This is a genomic window from Nostoc sp. (genome assembly GCF_036917155.1).
Classification (GTDB): domain Bacteria; phylum Cyanobacteriota; class Cyanobacteriia; order Cyanobacteriales; family Nostocaceae; genus Nostoc.
Map to the genome: position 1 here is coordinate 1 of NZ_JBALDZ010000027.1, position 14,169 is coordinate 14,169.

At 42.1% G+C, this 14,169-nt stretch carries 13 protein-coding genes and 2 pseudogenes; 6 read left to right on the forward strand and 9 right to left on the reverse strand.

What is annotated here, in order from left to right:
- Positions 1-204: hypothetical protein (locus tag V7K67_RS04290; RefSeq protein ID WP_335165360.1), on the forward strand; the 204-nt coding region annotated here is incomplete at its 5' end.
- Here the strand turns inward: V7K67_RS04290 and ptsP are convergent.
- Positions 176-2,728, reverse strand: a complete 2,553-nt coding sequence (gene ptsP / locus V7K67_RS04295) for a phosphoenolpyruvate--protein phosphotransferase (RefSeq protein ID WP_335165403.1) — start codon at positions 2,726-2,728, stop codon at positions 176-178. The two genes, V7K67_RS04290 and ptsP, sit on opposite strands and share 29 nt — an antisense overlap.
- Positions 2,729-2,825: 97 nt before the next feature.
- Complete coding sequence (locus tag V7K67_RS04300) at positions 2,826-3,062, reverse strand: hypothetical protein (RefSeq protein ID WP_334731040.1); 237 nt, start codon at positions 3,060-3,062, stop codon at positions 2,826-2,828.
- Between the two features lie 115 nt (positions 3,063-3,177).
- Between V7K67_RS04300 and V7K67_RS04305 the strand changes: the two are divergent.
- A pseudogene (locus tag V7K67_RS04305) lies at positions 3,178-3,333 on the forward strand (hemolysin D); the annotation flags it as partial.
- 418 nt (positions 3,334-3,751) lie between these two features.
- On the opposite strand, the gene V7K67_RS04310 reads toward V7K67_RS04305, so the two are convergent.
- The 3 genes from V7K67_RS04310 to V7K67_RS04320 form a co-directional block, all read right to left on the reverse strand.
- Positions 3,752-4,810: a 3-deoxy-7-phosphoheptulonate synthase gene (locus tag V7K67_RS04310; RefSeq protein WP_335165362.1), complete on the reverse strand. Its 1,059-nt coding sequence runs from the start codon at positions 4,808-4,810 to the stop codon at positions 3,752-3,754.
- A 201-nt stretch (positions 4,811-5,011) separates the two neighbouring features.
- Positions 5,012-6,670 (reverse strand): alpha-amylase family glycosyl hydrolase, encoded by a 1,659-nt coding sequence (locus tag V7K67_RS04315; RefSeq protein ID WP_334731042.1) that lies wholly within the window; start codon positions 6,668-6,670, stop codon positions 5,012-5,014.
- A 346-nt stretch (positions 6,671-7,016) separates the two neighbouring features.
- The gene (locus tag V7K67_RS04320; protein WP_334731043.1) at positions 7,017-7,394 is read right to left on the reverse strand and encodes a DUF1823 family protein; all 378 of its coding nucleotides are present in this window, start codon (positions 7,392-7,394) and stop codon (positions 7,017-7,019) included.
- A 22-nt stretch (positions 7,395-7,416) separates the two neighbouring features.
- On the opposite strand from V7K67_RS04320, the pseudogene V7K67_RS04325 reads away from it, so the two are divergent.
- The 3 genes and pseudogenes from V7K67_RS04325 to V7K67_RS04335 form a co-directional block, all read left to right on the forward strand.
- Positions 7,417-7,554: pseudogene (locus tag V7K67_RS04325) on the forward strand (acylphosphatase); the annotation flags it as partial.
- Positions 7,555-7,657: 103 nt separating this feature from the next.
- Positions 7,658-8,701: an agmatinase SpeB gene (gene speB, locus V7K67_RS04330; RefSeq protein WP_334711057.1), complete on the forward strand. Its 1,044-nt coding sequence runs from the start codon at positions 7,658-7,660 to the stop codon at positions 8,699-8,701.
- Positions 8,702-9,337: 636 nt separating this feature from the next.
- The gene (locus V7K67_RS04335; RefSeq protein WP_334711055.1) at positions 9,338-10,246 is read left to right on the forward strand and encodes a peptidoglycan-binding domain-containing protein; all 909 of its coding nucleotides are present in this window, start codon (positions 9,338-9,340) and stop codon (positions 10,244-10,246) included.
- A gap of 232 nt (positions 10,247-10,478) precedes the next feature.
- On the opposite strand, the gene hemJ is transcribed toward V7K67_RS04335, so the two are convergent.
- A complete protein-coding gene (gene hemJ / locus V7K67_RS04340; protein ID WP_334711054.1) occupies positions 10,479-11,060 on the reverse strand; it encodes a protoporphyrinogen oxidase HemJ in 582 nt (193 codons plus the stop codon).
- A gap of 243 nt (positions 11,061-11,303) precedes the next feature.
- On the reverse strand, positions 11,304-12,155 hold the full coding sequence (locus V7K67_RS04345; RefSeq protein WP_334731045.1) for an alpha/beta fold hydrolase: 852 nt from the start codon (positions 12,153-12,155) through the stop codon (positions 11,304-11,306).
- Between V7K67_RS04345 and V7K67_RS04350 the strand changes: the two genes are divergently transcribed.
- Positions 12,149-12,340, forward strand: a complete 192-nt coding sequence (locus tag V7K67_RS04350) for a hypothetical protein (RefSeq protein WP_335165365.1) — start codon at positions 12,149-12,151, stop codon at positions 12,338-12,340. The genes V7K67_RS04345 and V7K67_RS04350 overlap by 7 nt on opposite strands.
- A 51-nt stretch (positions 12,341-12,391) precedes the next feature.
- Here V7K67_RS04350 and V7K67_RS04355 read toward each other — a convergent pair whose 3' ends face one another.
- Positions 12,392-13,504 carry an NAD(P)/FAD-dependent oxidoreductase gene (locus V7K67_RS04355; protein ID WP_335165367.1) on the reverse strand — a complete coding sequence of 371 codons (1,113 nt, stop codon included), beginning with the start codon at positions 13,502-13,504 and terminating at the stop codon, positions 12,392-12,394.
- A gap of 135 nt (positions 13,505-13,639) precedes the next feature.
- On the reverse strand, positions 13,640-14,101 hold the full coding sequence (gene psbQ, locus V7K67_RS04360) for a photosystem II protein PsbQ (protein ID WP_334711051.1): 462 nt from the start codon (positions 14,099-14,101) through the stop codon (positions 13,640-13,642).
- Positions 14,102-14,169 lie beyond the last annotated feature (68 nt).

Here is a 14,169-nt window from a genome sequence, read left to right on the forward strand (position 1 = left end):
CACTCCACATTCAATTTCACTTTATGCGCGAATCTAGTCGCCCCAAACCCTTGTAACTACGTTGTCCAAATTTCATCTTATGTGCAAACCCACAGGCAAGAGCGACTTAGAGATTTTGTTGATGAACTAATTAAAGATGTAGATATTTGTCAATACAAGTATATGTTTGTCTATATTATTGGCGACTTAGGACATACTCTCTGACATGCTCTGCGGAATCTTGTTGTAATGCTGATGCCGCGATCGCTTCACTTGCAACTATACTTGATCCAGCGATCGCCTGCTTCACTCCAGGTATACTTTGGGGATTGACGCTTAATTCATCCAGCCCTAAACCTAATAAAATTGGTGTTGCGAAAGTATCTGCTGCCAATTCTCCACATAATCCTACTGAAATACCTGCTGTATGGGCAGCTTGGACTGTTTGCTGTACCATTCGTAACACTGCTGGATGTAGCGCATCAACTAAATTTGCCACACGGGGATTATTGCGATCGCTAGCCATGACGTACTGACTTAGGTCGTTAGTACCTATACTAAAGAAGTCTACTTCAGCGGCTAACTGATCTGCGATCGCAACTGCCGAGGGTACTTCGATCATAATTCCTACTTTCATCGCGGCATCAAAGGCAATACCAGCTTGATTTAGTTCAGCCTGCACTTCACCCAAAATTACCTTGGCTGCACGTACCTCCGTCACCGTAGCAATCATCGGCAACATGATTTTAATTTGGTGTCCGACACTGGCTCTCAAAATTGCCCGTAACTGAGTTTTAAACAAATCCAGATGATCTAAACAGAAACGAATTCCCCGCCAGCCTAAAAAAGGATTAGCTTCTGGAAACCCTACTCTGAGATAGGGAAGTGGCTTATCACCACCGACATCTAGGGTACGAATAATTAGCGGACGATTATCTAAAACTTGGGCGATCGCCTGATACACTGCTAGTTGTTCTTCTTCAGTTGGGGCGCTTGTCCGGTCTAAATACAGAAACTCAGTGCGGAGTAATCCCACGCCTTCTGCACCGCTAGCTACAGCAACTTGGACATCATTTATACTACCAATATTGGCGAAGACGCTAATTTGCTTACCATCACGAGTAATTGCTGGTTGATGTGCTGTAGCTCGTGCTTCCTGTTGAGCAGCTTGCCAAGCTGACTGCTTTGCTGCTAGTAAATCTAGGATGTGTGATTCTGGTTCTACCCAAGCTCTGCCACTTTCGCCATCAAGGGCCATAAGTGTACCATCTGCTAAGTGCAACACCTGGGCATCTACTCCCAGAACTGCGGGAATACCCAATGTCCGAGCAATAATTGCACTGTGGGAGGTGGCGCTACCAGAAGTAGTACAAATACCCAACACCTTTGTCGGATCTAATCCAGCGGTATCTGAGGGGGTTAAATCAGTCGCCACTAAAATCGCCGGTTCCTGAAGATGCAGGTTAGCGGGGGCATTGCCAGATAGTAATCGCAGCACTCTTCGCCCGACATCTACAACATCGTCAACTCGCTCTTGCAGATAAGAATCCTCAAGGGTGTGGTAAGAAGTTATGACTTCATCTACTACAGCTTGCCAAATGGCTTCAGCATTTATATGGTTTGCTAAAATGCGCTCTTTAGCCGCTTCTAACAACACTGGATCTTCTAAAAATAGTAATTGAGCGTCAAAAATGGCAGCTTCAGCATCACCAATTTGCAGAGATGCTTGTGAGAAAACTGCTTGAATTTCTTGTTGGGCGGTGTGGATTGCTGTTTGTAATCTTTGCCACTCTGATTCAACATCTTCTATGTGGTATTGCGTAACAATGATCTGAGTGGGTTGATAATGAATAACGGGTGCGATCGCTACTCCTGGAGAAGCTGCAATCCCCGAAAGTTCGCCGTGAGTTGCTGGCGTAACTTCGTGGTGAAATACTGGTGGAGAATTCAAAACAACACGATCTTCACCCTCCGGGTTCGGCAGTCCCTCTTTGTTGGAACAACAAGACCGGGCTGCCTCACCAAAGTTATTTGCGAATAATGCCTGTAATGCTTCCAGCGCCTCATCTACATCTGAGCCAGTGGCAGCGATCGCCAGTTCGTGTCCTTGACGTACCCCTAAAGTTGTAACTTGGTTAATACTGTCACCCCTAACTAGCTGAGTATTTCTCGTTAAATTCCGTACTAGAATTTGGGATTGAAACCGAGCTGCGGTTGCTACAAACTGCGCTGCGGGACGGGCATGTAATCCTAAGCGATTGCTCACAATTAGCCGGATTTCTCGCGTTGGTGATTCTACATTGGTTGTTGTTGGGGTGATAACTGACAACGGACTACTAACTAAACCCAATTGAGTTGCTTTTGCTAGGAGTGCGCCGCGTGCTTCCGCCATCACTTGGTGAATATCTCTACCAGCTGCCGCCGCTACCACAGCAGCGATCGCACCTTCTACTAGCGGGGCTTCACACAAATACACTTTTTGCTGTTGTGCTTCTGGTAGAAACTCAATTGCCATTTCTGCACTTAGCAAAGCACTACCCAAATCCATTAACACCAAGACACCATCATCAGAAAATACAGAAGCGATCGCCTCATAAACCTGGATAGGATCTGTACCCAATGGATTTTCAGGATCTTCAATACCTGCTGCAACAGCAATGGAAACTTGGCCCTGAACCATCTGCGCGGCGAGTTCCCGCACACCCAGAGCCAGTTGTTTACTGTGAGAAACGATAACAATTCCGATCACTGCCACACCGTCAACCTTGTTGAGAGGTTTGCGTTTAGCTAGTTATCCTTTTCATTTTCCCGTACCGCTAAATAAGAGGAAGTCTCCTGCCTCCTAATTACAATTGCAACTGCCCGAAAATATTCCGGTCTTTCCAGCTAGAAATGCGAACAAGATAGCCTTCTTTTACATCAATACCTGGTATCCACTCATAAACTCCATCGCTAGCAGTACGGGAAGAAATGTTTTGGATAAGTTTGTTCCCATCGTACAACTTAATCGAGACATCGCCATCAAAATTATCCCGCCACAATATTAAATAAGGCTGATCTTTCTTTGGAAGTACTTTCTTCACTGGCTGAGTGATCAAAATTTTTGGCGCGACCTGGTTTTTGCTTTTCTTGCGGAATCCCAAATAATGGGGTAGGTGTCGGAAAGTAGGATTTTCTTGCAGATTAGACAGTTGGGGAATAATTGAGATTGGCTCTGATGCCCTACCTCCAGACCAAGTTTATAATTTCTGGCGTTTTTCAGCAAAAGTCCGCCTAAATGGACAGAAGTTACTGATTAATCAGCGTCAAATTCCATTGCAATCAGGGATGTCTATTAATGCTAATGTGAAATTACCAAGCCCCTTCGGGGCGGGAACAGGGAACAGAAAAAAAATTAGCCCCGAATACAGGGTTTAAAGCCCCTAAATTTATTTATGAAAAGAGATAAAAATATTTGAAACGAGATGGCGTCAGCCACGATGTTTCAATGTGTCCTTGTACAAATCCCCTGATTTTAATTATGGGGATTTCCCTGTTGCCTGTTGCCCGTTCCCTGTTCCCTTTTAAGTAAGCGCACCATTATGAGTATCTTCACTGATTTTTTAGTGGAGAAAACTGAAAGCTTAAAGTTCCTCCGTTAAACAAAGGGTGTTAAGGCTACGACCAGAGAGAGCAAGGGTTAAAGACAAGAATACTGAATTTTGGTTCAGCACTACCACATCAGTAGGGGATTCTACCCCTACTGAGAAATCTCCCCCTGCCCCCTGCCTCCTCAATGAAGTTTTTCGTGAGCAGCCAAAATAATTTCTTCGGTTTCTTCCCAGCCAATACATTTGTCAGTTACAGAAACACCATATTTTAATTCTTCTTGTTTACCAGTAATTGGTTGGCCGCCTTCATACAAATGCGATTCCAACATCATGCCAACAATTGATGTATTCCCATCCACGATTTGCTGAATAATATTTTCTAACACAGCACCTTGTAATTTGTAATCTTTATTGCTATTGCCGTGGCTACAGTCGATCACAATTCTTGGTGGTAAATTCGCCTGTTTTAATTTCTCTTCTACTAGTTTGACATTTGCTGGATCAAAATTGGGTTGACTACCACCCCTTAAAATTACATGACCATAGCTATTACCTTTAGTTTGAAAGACACTAACCTGTCCATTTTGATTAATTCCCAGAAAATTATGCGGGTTTCCAGCTGACTGTAGGGCATTCAAAGCTACTTGAATATTTCCGTCAGTACCATTTTTAAACCCTACAGGCATCGAAAGCCCACTTGCCATTTCGCGGTGAGTTTGTGATTCGGTTGTGCGTGCCCCAATGGCAGACCATGTAATCAGTTCACTAATATATTGAGGGATAATTGGATCTAGTGCTTCTGTGCCAGCAGGTAATCCCAACTCTGTAATTTTTAATAATAGATCCCGTGCAATTAATAAACCATTCTCTACATGGAAAGAATCATCCATATCTGGATCGTTAATTAATCCTTTCCAGCCGACGGTTGTTCTTGGTTTCTCAAAGTAAACTCGCATAATTAATAGCAGTTTATCTTGAACCCGCTCGGATAATATTTTCAACCTCTCGGAATATTCAAGCGCTGCTTTTGGGTCGTGGATTGAGCATGGGCCAACTACTATAAATTTTCGGCGATCTTGAAAATCCAGAATATCTTCTATTTCCTGCCTATATCCTAAAACTCTTTGTTCGGCTAATTGTGTTAAAGGTAATTTTGATTTAATTTCATTGGGAGTTAATAAAATGCGATCGTTCTCAATGTTAGCGTTATCGATACTGCTATTAAATAACTTGTTGTGCATGGGGATGCTCTGGCCATTTTATATACGCACTTCAACTCAGAAGTGTAACACAAACCTATGAAATTTTAAAATAGCTTATTTTTCACTTGACAAATTTGTAATTAGACTGTAGACAAATTAAAATAATAACTAAAAAAGGGGAAATATCTTTCCCCCTTTTCTTTTGCTATTAGACTACTGACTCAGTGGTAGTGTATATCATTACTGCCATACAAACACTTTAGCTTCGTATGGGCCCAAGTCTATGATGATGCCATCATCACCAGCTTCGACATCATAATTACCTGTCCACTCATGCCATGTACCAGCACTTGGAAAGTTAGGAACATGATAGCCAGCGAGGAAGTTTTCTGAGAAATTTGCTATTACAACTACCCGAGAACCTTCATCATTCCAACGAGTATAAGCTAATACTTTTACCTCAGCATTTTCGTGGATAAAATCAATATTTTCCGTGTAAAGAGCGTGATTACTTTTACGCAGGTTGGTTAGTCCTTTGTAGGATTCAAATAAACTCCGATTTAAATCATTCCCTAACAGTGTCCAATCGATTTTCGATGATTCGGGTTGTTTAGGTTTATACTCACCAAATTCCTCTCCCATCCAAATCAGAGGTACGCCCACAGCAGTCATTAGGATAGCTACTCCTAATTTAGCCCGTCTAAAGGCTTCTTCGTCAAAAATCTCACGGTTCCCCAATTCGACCATGATATGGTTGTGGTCGTGGTTGGTGAGGTAATTTACTACATTAGTAGCACCCAAGAAACCTTGGCGCTTGCAGTCAATGACATCTTTTAGACGCTCTAAATCAAATGTATCACCGCAGATATGTTCTAGAATGCAATGATAAAAACTGTCGTGCCAGCAACCATCCATTGGCCCATCGACATTGGTAATGCTGGTAGTTTCAGGAATGTGTTCAGCAACATTATAAAAAGGCTTCGCGCCAGCAGTTTTTTTGGCTTCCTGAACAATCCAGTGCATGAAATCGTAGTTAGCAATTTGCCGCGCCGCATCATAGCGAATACCATCAAGGTGATACTCCTCAATCCAAAAACGGATTGTCTCACCAATAAATTTTCGCGCTGGATAAATATCTAACTTTTCATCATGATGTTCGTAATTAAATTCAGGTCCCCAGTTATTATCAGGGTCACGAGGTTCGTGATGATACCAATAATCGTGGTCAATTTGTGTTAAGGGGGCAGATGCTTCTGAGTGGTTATAAATTCCGTCGATAATTACACGAATACCTCTAGCGTGACACTCGTCAATCAATTTTTTCAACTCAGCAGTCGAACCATAACTTGATTCTGTTGCGAAAAAGTGACGCGGGTTATAACCCCAGCTATAATCACCAGGATATTCTTTAAGTGGCATCAACTCAAGAGCGTTGATTCCTAGTTCACACAAATAATCTAACTTTTCAACGACGTGTTTATACTTACCTCGTGCATAAGGATCATCCTCGCCACCAGAAAAGTCACCGACGTGTAATTCATAAATTACTAATTCGTGGTCAGCAGGTAAAGGCTTATCATCATGTTGCCAAAGGTATTTATCGGTAATCCTTTCGCCATCTTTGACGTGGACAACACCATCATCTTTTCCACTCAGTTCATCTATATCAGTTGCACAGGGATCTGTGACATCAACCCATTGTTCTGGTTCAAAAAACCATGAATTTGACTGAACGCGGAATTTATATTTATAAACGCCATCTTCTAGTTCAACACTTGTGCGGAAATAACCATCATCACCTCTTTCCATTGGAATTTCTTGCCAATCAGAAAAAGAACCAATTAATGCGGCTCCTTTGTTGTAAGGTGCAAATAAATTAAATTCAATTGGCTTTGCCATAGAAGTGTTTGTAATATCAAGGGTTGATAGAAATATTCTCTGATGGTAAATTGAATTTGCGAATCGCTCTATAGAAATAATTAGATTGCGAGCGCTTCTATCTTCAGGAATAATTGCCAAATACTTTATAAAAGTTAATTATATTTCTTTTGTTTTTGGCTTTTTTTAGCATTTATTAATTGACTAATAGATAGATTTAGTCTATTAAAGATTTTGCCTAATACAACTAATATTTTCAAATACTATTAAATAAAACTACAATCAAGCAATAGTTTTTTATTAAATTCTAATCCAGCAAATATTCAGTAAAATTAGGATATTTTTTGCCAAATATCTCCCGGTCAAATTACTCTATTTTGCCGTGAGTTTGTTGCAAATAACTTAATAACCAATTCGCTGCTGTTGCTCTGCGAGTTTGCCGAGGGCCAAATTCACCAATTTTGTACCCTTTGAAGCCCAGTTTTTCTTTTAGCATTTGTTTATTTTCAGGAGGAATGGAACGAGTCAACTTAACTGTTGCAGGGCGAGATTCAATGAAATCTGGTGGTTGTGGATACTCATCCTGCCATTCTGGTGCAACTTGGCTAGTGTCCCATTGTGCAATTGAGGAATCAAAGCGATAGCCTAAATAATGCCATAGCAATTCGTTAACTGTTGCATCATCAAGTTTCTCGTCAAGAATTGCCCAAATTGTTTCTGTATTGAGTGGTGGGAGGTTACACATAAGCAACTAAAAATTCTAAATTGAAGGGGCGCGAGAGGTTGTAGATGATATGGTTCGCTGGTGTCACTCTGGGCCACCTGCTGCTGTAGTCAAAGATGTTGTGGTTGAGTATGAAGTACCCGAAGGGTTACGGGGATTTGAAGTTAAGCGAGTTAGTTAAGGAGTTAGCAGCTAACCATAGTTTACCGCCTGTGAAAAATTTTGATTAAAATGCAGATACTTGGCGGCGTGCTGTTTATCTACATAAATCCAGAAGATATCCAATGAGTAATCAATTACAAGACTACAATCCCAGCGGCGTAGGTGAAATAAATGGCAACCTCTTAGGTTTACCCTGCGATTATGAGTCTGCAAACTTGATTGTCTTTGGTGTGCCGTGGGAAGTCACTGTTTCATACGGTGCTGGTACTGCTAATGGCCCACAGCGAATTCTAGATGCTTCGACTCAACTGGATTTGTTCGATTTTGATAACCCTGATGGTTGGAAGCAAGGAATTTTCATGGTGGAAATTCCCCAGCAGATTTTAGAGAACAATACATACTACCGCACCTTGGCAGCAAAAATTATTGAGCGATTAGCCCAAGGGAAGTCACTCTCTGATACGCCAGATTTAATACCTGTCTTGACAGAAATTAATCAGGCTGGCCAACAGGTTAATCAATGGCTGTTTGAAAATTGTCAAGAAGCAATTAATAATGGTAAGCAAGTTGCAGTCATTGGTGGAGATCACAGTTCGCCTTTAGGTTATTTCCAAGCATTAGCGGCTAAATACGCCAACTATGGCATTTTACATATTGATGCCCACGCAGATTTACGCGATGCCTACGAAGGATTTGAGTTTTCTCATGCGTCGATTATGTTTAATGCGATGAAAATACCGCAAATTTCTAAGCTGGTGCAGGTAGGTTTGCGTGATATTAGTCATGATGAAGTGCAAATGATTGACCAATCTAGCGATCGCATTATCGCTTATTATGACCCAGCCATCAAGCAAAAGCTTTACTCTGGACAAACTTGGATTGATTTATGCCGAGAAATTATCAGTCATTTACCTGAGTATGTTTACATTAGTTTTGATGTAGATGGTCTAGATCCAAAACTCTGCCCAAGTACAGGTACTCCTGTTCCAGGTGGGTTGGAATTAGAGCAAACTTTTTGTCTATTTCGGGAATTGGTCAATAGTGGGAGAAAAATTATTGGCTTTGATATCTGCGAAGTTGGTGATGCTGAATGGGATGGTAATGTTGGAGCGCGGATAGTTTACAAGTTGGCAAATCTAATGGATTTATCTCAGCGGAAGATTTGAAGAAGAATTCTGTTCGATAATCAAATTAAACCTAACTCTTGTGGGGTGGGCATCTTGCCATTGGTGTCAACTTAACATGAAGAGTGTTGAGTTCCGAGTGCTGTACATGGATAGCGGGGCGTTTAGCCCGTGCTGAGATGAAAGACCGCCCACAAGGGGCGGGGCTTTTACCATAGTGCAAAAGTATTGAGTATTCAATTCAAAACTCAGCACTCAGCACTGAGTATGATGAAAACTTCTGTAAATAAAATTACTGACAAAAGGCATTTATCGAAGAAAGGCAGAGGGCAGAGGGCAGAAGGCAGAAGGGATTTATCCCTTCTCTGATTGCCCGATAAGCGTAGCGTTAGCGACGCAGGAGCGTCACCGTCTGCGCGACGGTCGGTTGCAAGGGTTTAAGACCCCCACCAAATTGAAAATTTGGTGGCTCTCGAACAGAAGAGGGTTTGAATCCCCATCTGAACGAAACCTTCTGCCAACTGAGCCTCCTGACTTCTGCCTTCTTTATTCGATGTTAAATCATAAAGTAATATAAAAATTTTGGCAGAGAATTTTGGTCAAGAGTATAATTTCAGACACCATAAATGATTGTCGTGATGTTTATACTTACCCATAAGTAAATCAAACAGGTGCAATATGAAACTACAAGATTTTTTGGGAAAAGATGATAAATGGGGATTCGAGGCGATCGCTGAAGATGCAGACTTATCTCGTCAGATTCAGGTATTATTAATTGGTTTAGGTTTGCTGGAACCTCCAGCCGATGGGAAGTTTGGCCCTGTTTCTGTGATAGGTCTCAAAAAATTTCAAGAATTGACAAAGACTGAAGAGAGTGGCTTTTTAGGAGCAGTCACAGCCAAAGAACTGATTGAAACTAAACTAGACGATCTTCCTAAACCCCCTTTAAAACTTGGTAATGACATTGCTAGCAGGATTGTGAAATACTTGCAATCTAAAGATTATCAGCTATTCACCAATCCCAAAGAATACAACATTGTTTATATAGAGGGTATAAATGGAGACTGGACTCTCAACAATGATGCACCCAATGAATTTAACGATCGGCGGATTGTTATTGAAGTCGTAAATGGTGTTCCCAAAATCGTAGATCACTGGGAAGCCACTACAGAACCAGGCAAGTACTACACTGATAATCCGATGAATCCTAAAGGAGCAGCTAGGATTCAGTTTGGACAATACAAAGCTTGGGCTGTTGGTACTCACGGCACAGCAGAACCTCACGAAGCATTAGTGCAAGTTGGAGATATCACTGTCTGTAGAGATTTGAACAAGGATTTTAAACGGACTGGCGACAAGCTTGATACAGGTGATAATTTTTACGTGAATCAACACTACGGCTTTGATTTTCCCCGAAGTGATATTCGTCGTGCGAGTGCGGGTTGTTTAGTCGGACGTACTCGTGAGGGACATAGAGAGTTTATGGCGATTATTAAACAAGACCGTCGTTATGTCGCTAATGGCAAATATACTTTCTACACTAGCGTGATTCCTGGGGATGATTTACTGAAAACGTTTCCAGGATAGAAATAATGGGTAATGCAATGTGTGTTGTGGGCGCACAACTCCCGGATTTCTCACCAATGCTCAAAGCCTGTGCTTGTGCAGGGGAGCAGGGGAGCAGGGGAGCAGGGGAGCAGAGGAGAGTTCAATGTGCCAAGTTCAATCCCCTCTGCCCCTCTGCCCCTCTGCCCCTCTGCATTTCAAACTTGTGAGAAATGCGGGAACTGTGCGCCTCTACTGTGAGAAGTAATTTTATCTAACCTTGTTCTTGTGGTTGCCCTATTTGTGCCGTCAGCTTCTCTTTATCTTGCCTGCGTTTTTTGGCGTAAAGTTGAATAGTGACTGCCATCAAAATAATCATGGCAAAAATAGCCCAAGCAGCGATATCTGTAGGTAGATTATTTTTAAACACAGCCAGCAGGACGATCGCTACTAACATAACTGTAGGTGCTTCATTTAAAGCACGTAATTGCTGACCACTCCAACGACACTCATCTACTGCTAATTTCTTCATCAGCCGAGCGCAGTAATGATGATAGCCAATTAGAATAGCCACAAACAGCAGCTTGATGTGCAACCAACCCTCTTTTAAAATATCCGGTTCAGTGCTTACTAAACCGATGGCCATTGCGATCGTCACGTACATTCCTGGGTTAGTGATGATATAATAAAGGCGCTTTTCCATAATTTGATACTGATTTTTCAGTATCGTTTGTGCTGGTTCAGGTTCAAGGTTAGCTTCAACGTGATATATAAAAAGACGTACTAAGTAGAACAAACCAGCGAACCAAACTACAAATCCGACAATATGAAATGCTTTAAACCAGGAATAAGCCATGAATCATAATCTCCTTTACTTGTGGTTGCAATCCATTTTTAATGGTAATAAAAAGTAGTCAGGAGCCAGAATTCAGAATATTCCACCCGTTAAAGGATAGAGTTTTAACAAGAAATAACATTTGAATTCTGCCACTTAATCTTTCATTTAGGGGACTACAGTGATGATTTTGCATCCTCCACTAATTGATTCTGAATTCTCACATTCATTTTTATAATATCGATTTTTGCCAAAGCTATATTCTCAATGAGCATCCTTACAACGCACAAAGGGTAAAAGGTCTTCCAAAATCGTTTCGTGGTAGTGTTCTTGAGGATAATGTCCGACGTTATTAAGTTTTATTAATTCGGTATTTGGTACGGAATTGGCAAAGTTTTCGGCAATGTCTACAGGTAGCCAAGGGTCAATCATACCCCATTGAATCAGAATTGGCTGTTGCCATTCTTTAAAGCCAGATTGTATTTCTGTCATGGCGGAATCAAGCTGTAAGTTGCGAATACTTGACAAGAGACTTCTACCAGATGAAGAAGCAGTTAAAAATGGTTTTCGATAAACATCTAAATCTTTATCTCCTATGCGATAACGGCTTCCACCTTCTAGCGTCCGGTCAACTAATAGAGGATCTTGGGTCATTATTTCACCAGCCAAAGGTAAACCCATTTGTTTAATTTTCCAGGGTAATTTAGCAGCAGTGGAAATTGGTGTATTTAAAATAGCTAAATTAGCAATTTGTTCTGGATGACGCAAGGCATATTGTAATCCTACAGAACCTAAAAAACCTTGTACAACTAAAGAAAAATGTTCAAGTTCTAAAGCTCTGATAAATCCTTCTAAAGCTGTAATAAAAGCATCAGGAGTGTAAGCAAAATCTCGTTTTTCTGGTTTGGCAGAAAAGCCGTAACCAATCCAATCTGGAGCGATCGCTCTTGTCCCCTGATTTGCCAACGCAGGTATAATATGACGCCAACTGTAACTTTGTGAAACTAAGCCATGTAGCAGCAACACAGGCGCTAAGTCACTTCTGCCGATTGGTAAAGATTCCCGATAAAACCATTCCAGTGAATCTACATTGATTTTATGTTCTGTTATTGACACGTTATTTTCCTATATTGGGGACTGGGGATTGGGTACTGGGGATTGGGTACTGGGGATTGGGGACTGGGGATTGGGGACTGGGTACTGGGGATTGGGTACTGGGGATTGGGTACTGGGGATTGGGTACTGGGGATTGGGTACTGGGGATTGATAGAAGAATTCAGTCCTTAGTCCTTAGTCCTTAGTCCCAGTCCCTAGTCCCCAGTCCCCAGTCCCTAGTCCCCAGTCCCCAGTCCCTAGTCCCTAGTCCCCAACCCTTGAGAAATAATCATCTCACGAATCGCATAAGCTGTAGTGGGTGCTAGTAAAACGCCGTTGCGATAGTGTCCGGTAGCTAGGAGGACGTTACTAAACCCTGGCAACTTACCAATAACCGGGGCTGGTCTTCCTTCAGGACGGGGACGTAACCCCGACCAAGTGCGGAGAATAGTTGCTGTGGCTAATTCTGGACAAAATGCGATCGCTTGTTCTCTAACAGATTCCAACAGTTCTTGATTGGGCGGTATATCATCGCCATTGCTGGGAAATTCCACTGTTGCGCCTACCCAATAATCTCCACCGCCCACAGGAACAATATGGACATCGTTACCCGTTATCGCTGGCTGGAAGTCAGGATTACCTAATGGATGCCCTACACGCACCTGCAACGCTTGCCCAAGTACGGGGCGGATATCAATTATCTGATTTAATTTTGCTGTCAGTGGTGTAGAACCTAACCCCGCTGCAATTACAAACCAATCAGCAGCTATTTTTCCTTCTGTAGTTTCAAAGCAATCGCAAAATTCAGGTGTTGAGGTTGGGGCATCCAAAACAGTCACGCCAAATTTGAAAGTTACACCATTTTGCTGGGCAGCCTCAACTAAAGCTAATGTCAGGGCAGTTGGATCGAGCTGGCGATCTTGGGGAGAATAAACAGCACCAGTAATTTTTTCGTTATTAATTTGAGGACAGATATTCTGGAGTTTAGCCGTGTCCCAAATTTCTAGATTCCAGCCTTGAGAGTGGCGAATTTCTACTAGTTTTTCCCATGCTGACATCTCCTCTAGGGAGGAATCAGATAAAAGCATGAGAATTCCCTGACGATTAAAAGGAATTTTGCAGCCTGTTAAAGCTTCTAGTTCAGGAATCAAGGTTTCATAGCGTTGGATGCTAGTTTGTCGCATCTGCCAAGCCTTACCCTTGATTTTTTGGCTGATTGCGCCCATTAAAACGCCAAGTGCAGCGCCCGTGGAAGCTTGTGCTGGTGGTTGGCGATCGCAAACTGTGATTTTCAGTCCTTTTACTAGACTCAATTCGTAAGCGATCGCAGCCCCGACTACACCACAACCGATAATAACTACATGACTCATTGCTGTTTGGAAGCGGAGACGGGGGAGTAGGGGGAGATAGAGGAGAAAGGGGAGCAAGTAAACAATTTTTACTCTTCCTCATCTTCCTCATCTTCCTCATCCCCCTCATCCCCCTCATCCCATCTTACCTTGCGCTTAACTTGCTTCTGTGCTGGTTTTAGGAAGCAATTGGAGGAATTTGTCAATATCTGCGAAAGCAGCTTGGGATTTATTCAGAGCAACTAGAGGATTGCCAGCACTAGTAGCTTTATCAAGTTTAACTAGGTCGTTAAACAAATCTCGTGTTATTTGACGTGCTGTAGGTTGGTCTTTGGGTAGAAGGTTGGGAGTGACATAAGTCAGGTTCAGCCTTGCTTCTGTTATGGGCCCATGTATAAAGTTACGCACATTGATCCAATCACCTTTTTTAATCAGGGTTGTCAACTCTTCTGAGCGATCGCGCACAGCCTGAATTTCAGGAACATAAGCCTGAATTTTTTCCAGTTGTACTGCTGTGTAAGTCGGAGGTGCGATCGCAACACCAGGGCCACCACAACTAATCAGAAATGTGGCCAATAATACTAGAAAAAATGAAAAAATCGAGCGTTGACGCACCATATATTCAACTTAATTGCTTTTGGTTTACCGATTCACAGTGTCATTTTAGATCGCTAGCGCAATAATTT

What these genes read in the sequence shown, in the direction of transcription:
- V7K67_RS04310 (WP_335165362.1), bottom strand. Translation starts at nt 4,810, where the DNA reads ATGCACAACAAGTTATTTAATAGCAGTATCGATAACGCTAACATTGAG.
- V7K67_RS04315 (WP_334731042.1), bottom strand. Translation starts at nt 6,670, where the DNA reads ATGGCAAAGCCAATTGAATTTAATTTATTTGCACCTTACAACAAAGGA.
- V7K67_RS04320 (WP_334731043.1), bottom strand. Translation starts at nt 7,394, where the DNA reads ATGTGTAACCTCCCACCACTCAATACAGAAACAATTTGGGCAATTCTT.
- speB (WP_334711057.1), top strand. Translation starts at nt 7,658, where the DNA reads ATGAGTAATCAATTACAAGACTACAATCCCAGCGGCGTAGGTGAAATA.
- V7K67_RS04335 (WP_334711055.1), top strand. Translation starts at nt 9,338, where the DNA reads ATGAAACTACAAGATTTTTTGGGAAAAGATGATAAATGGGGATTCGAG.
- hemJ (WP_334711054.1), bottom strand. Translation starts at nt 11,060, where the DNA reads ATGGCTTATTCCTGGTTTAAAGCATTTCATATTGTCGGATTTGTAGTT.
- V7K67_RS04355 (WP_335165367.1), bottom strand. Translation starts at nt 13,504, where the DNA reads ATGAGTCATGTAGTTATTATCGGTTGTGGTGTAGTCGGGGCTGCGATC.
- psbQ (WP_334711051.1), bottom strand. Translation starts at nt 14,101, where the DNA reads ATGGTGCGTCAACGCTCGATTTTTTCATTTTTTCTAGTATTATTGGCC.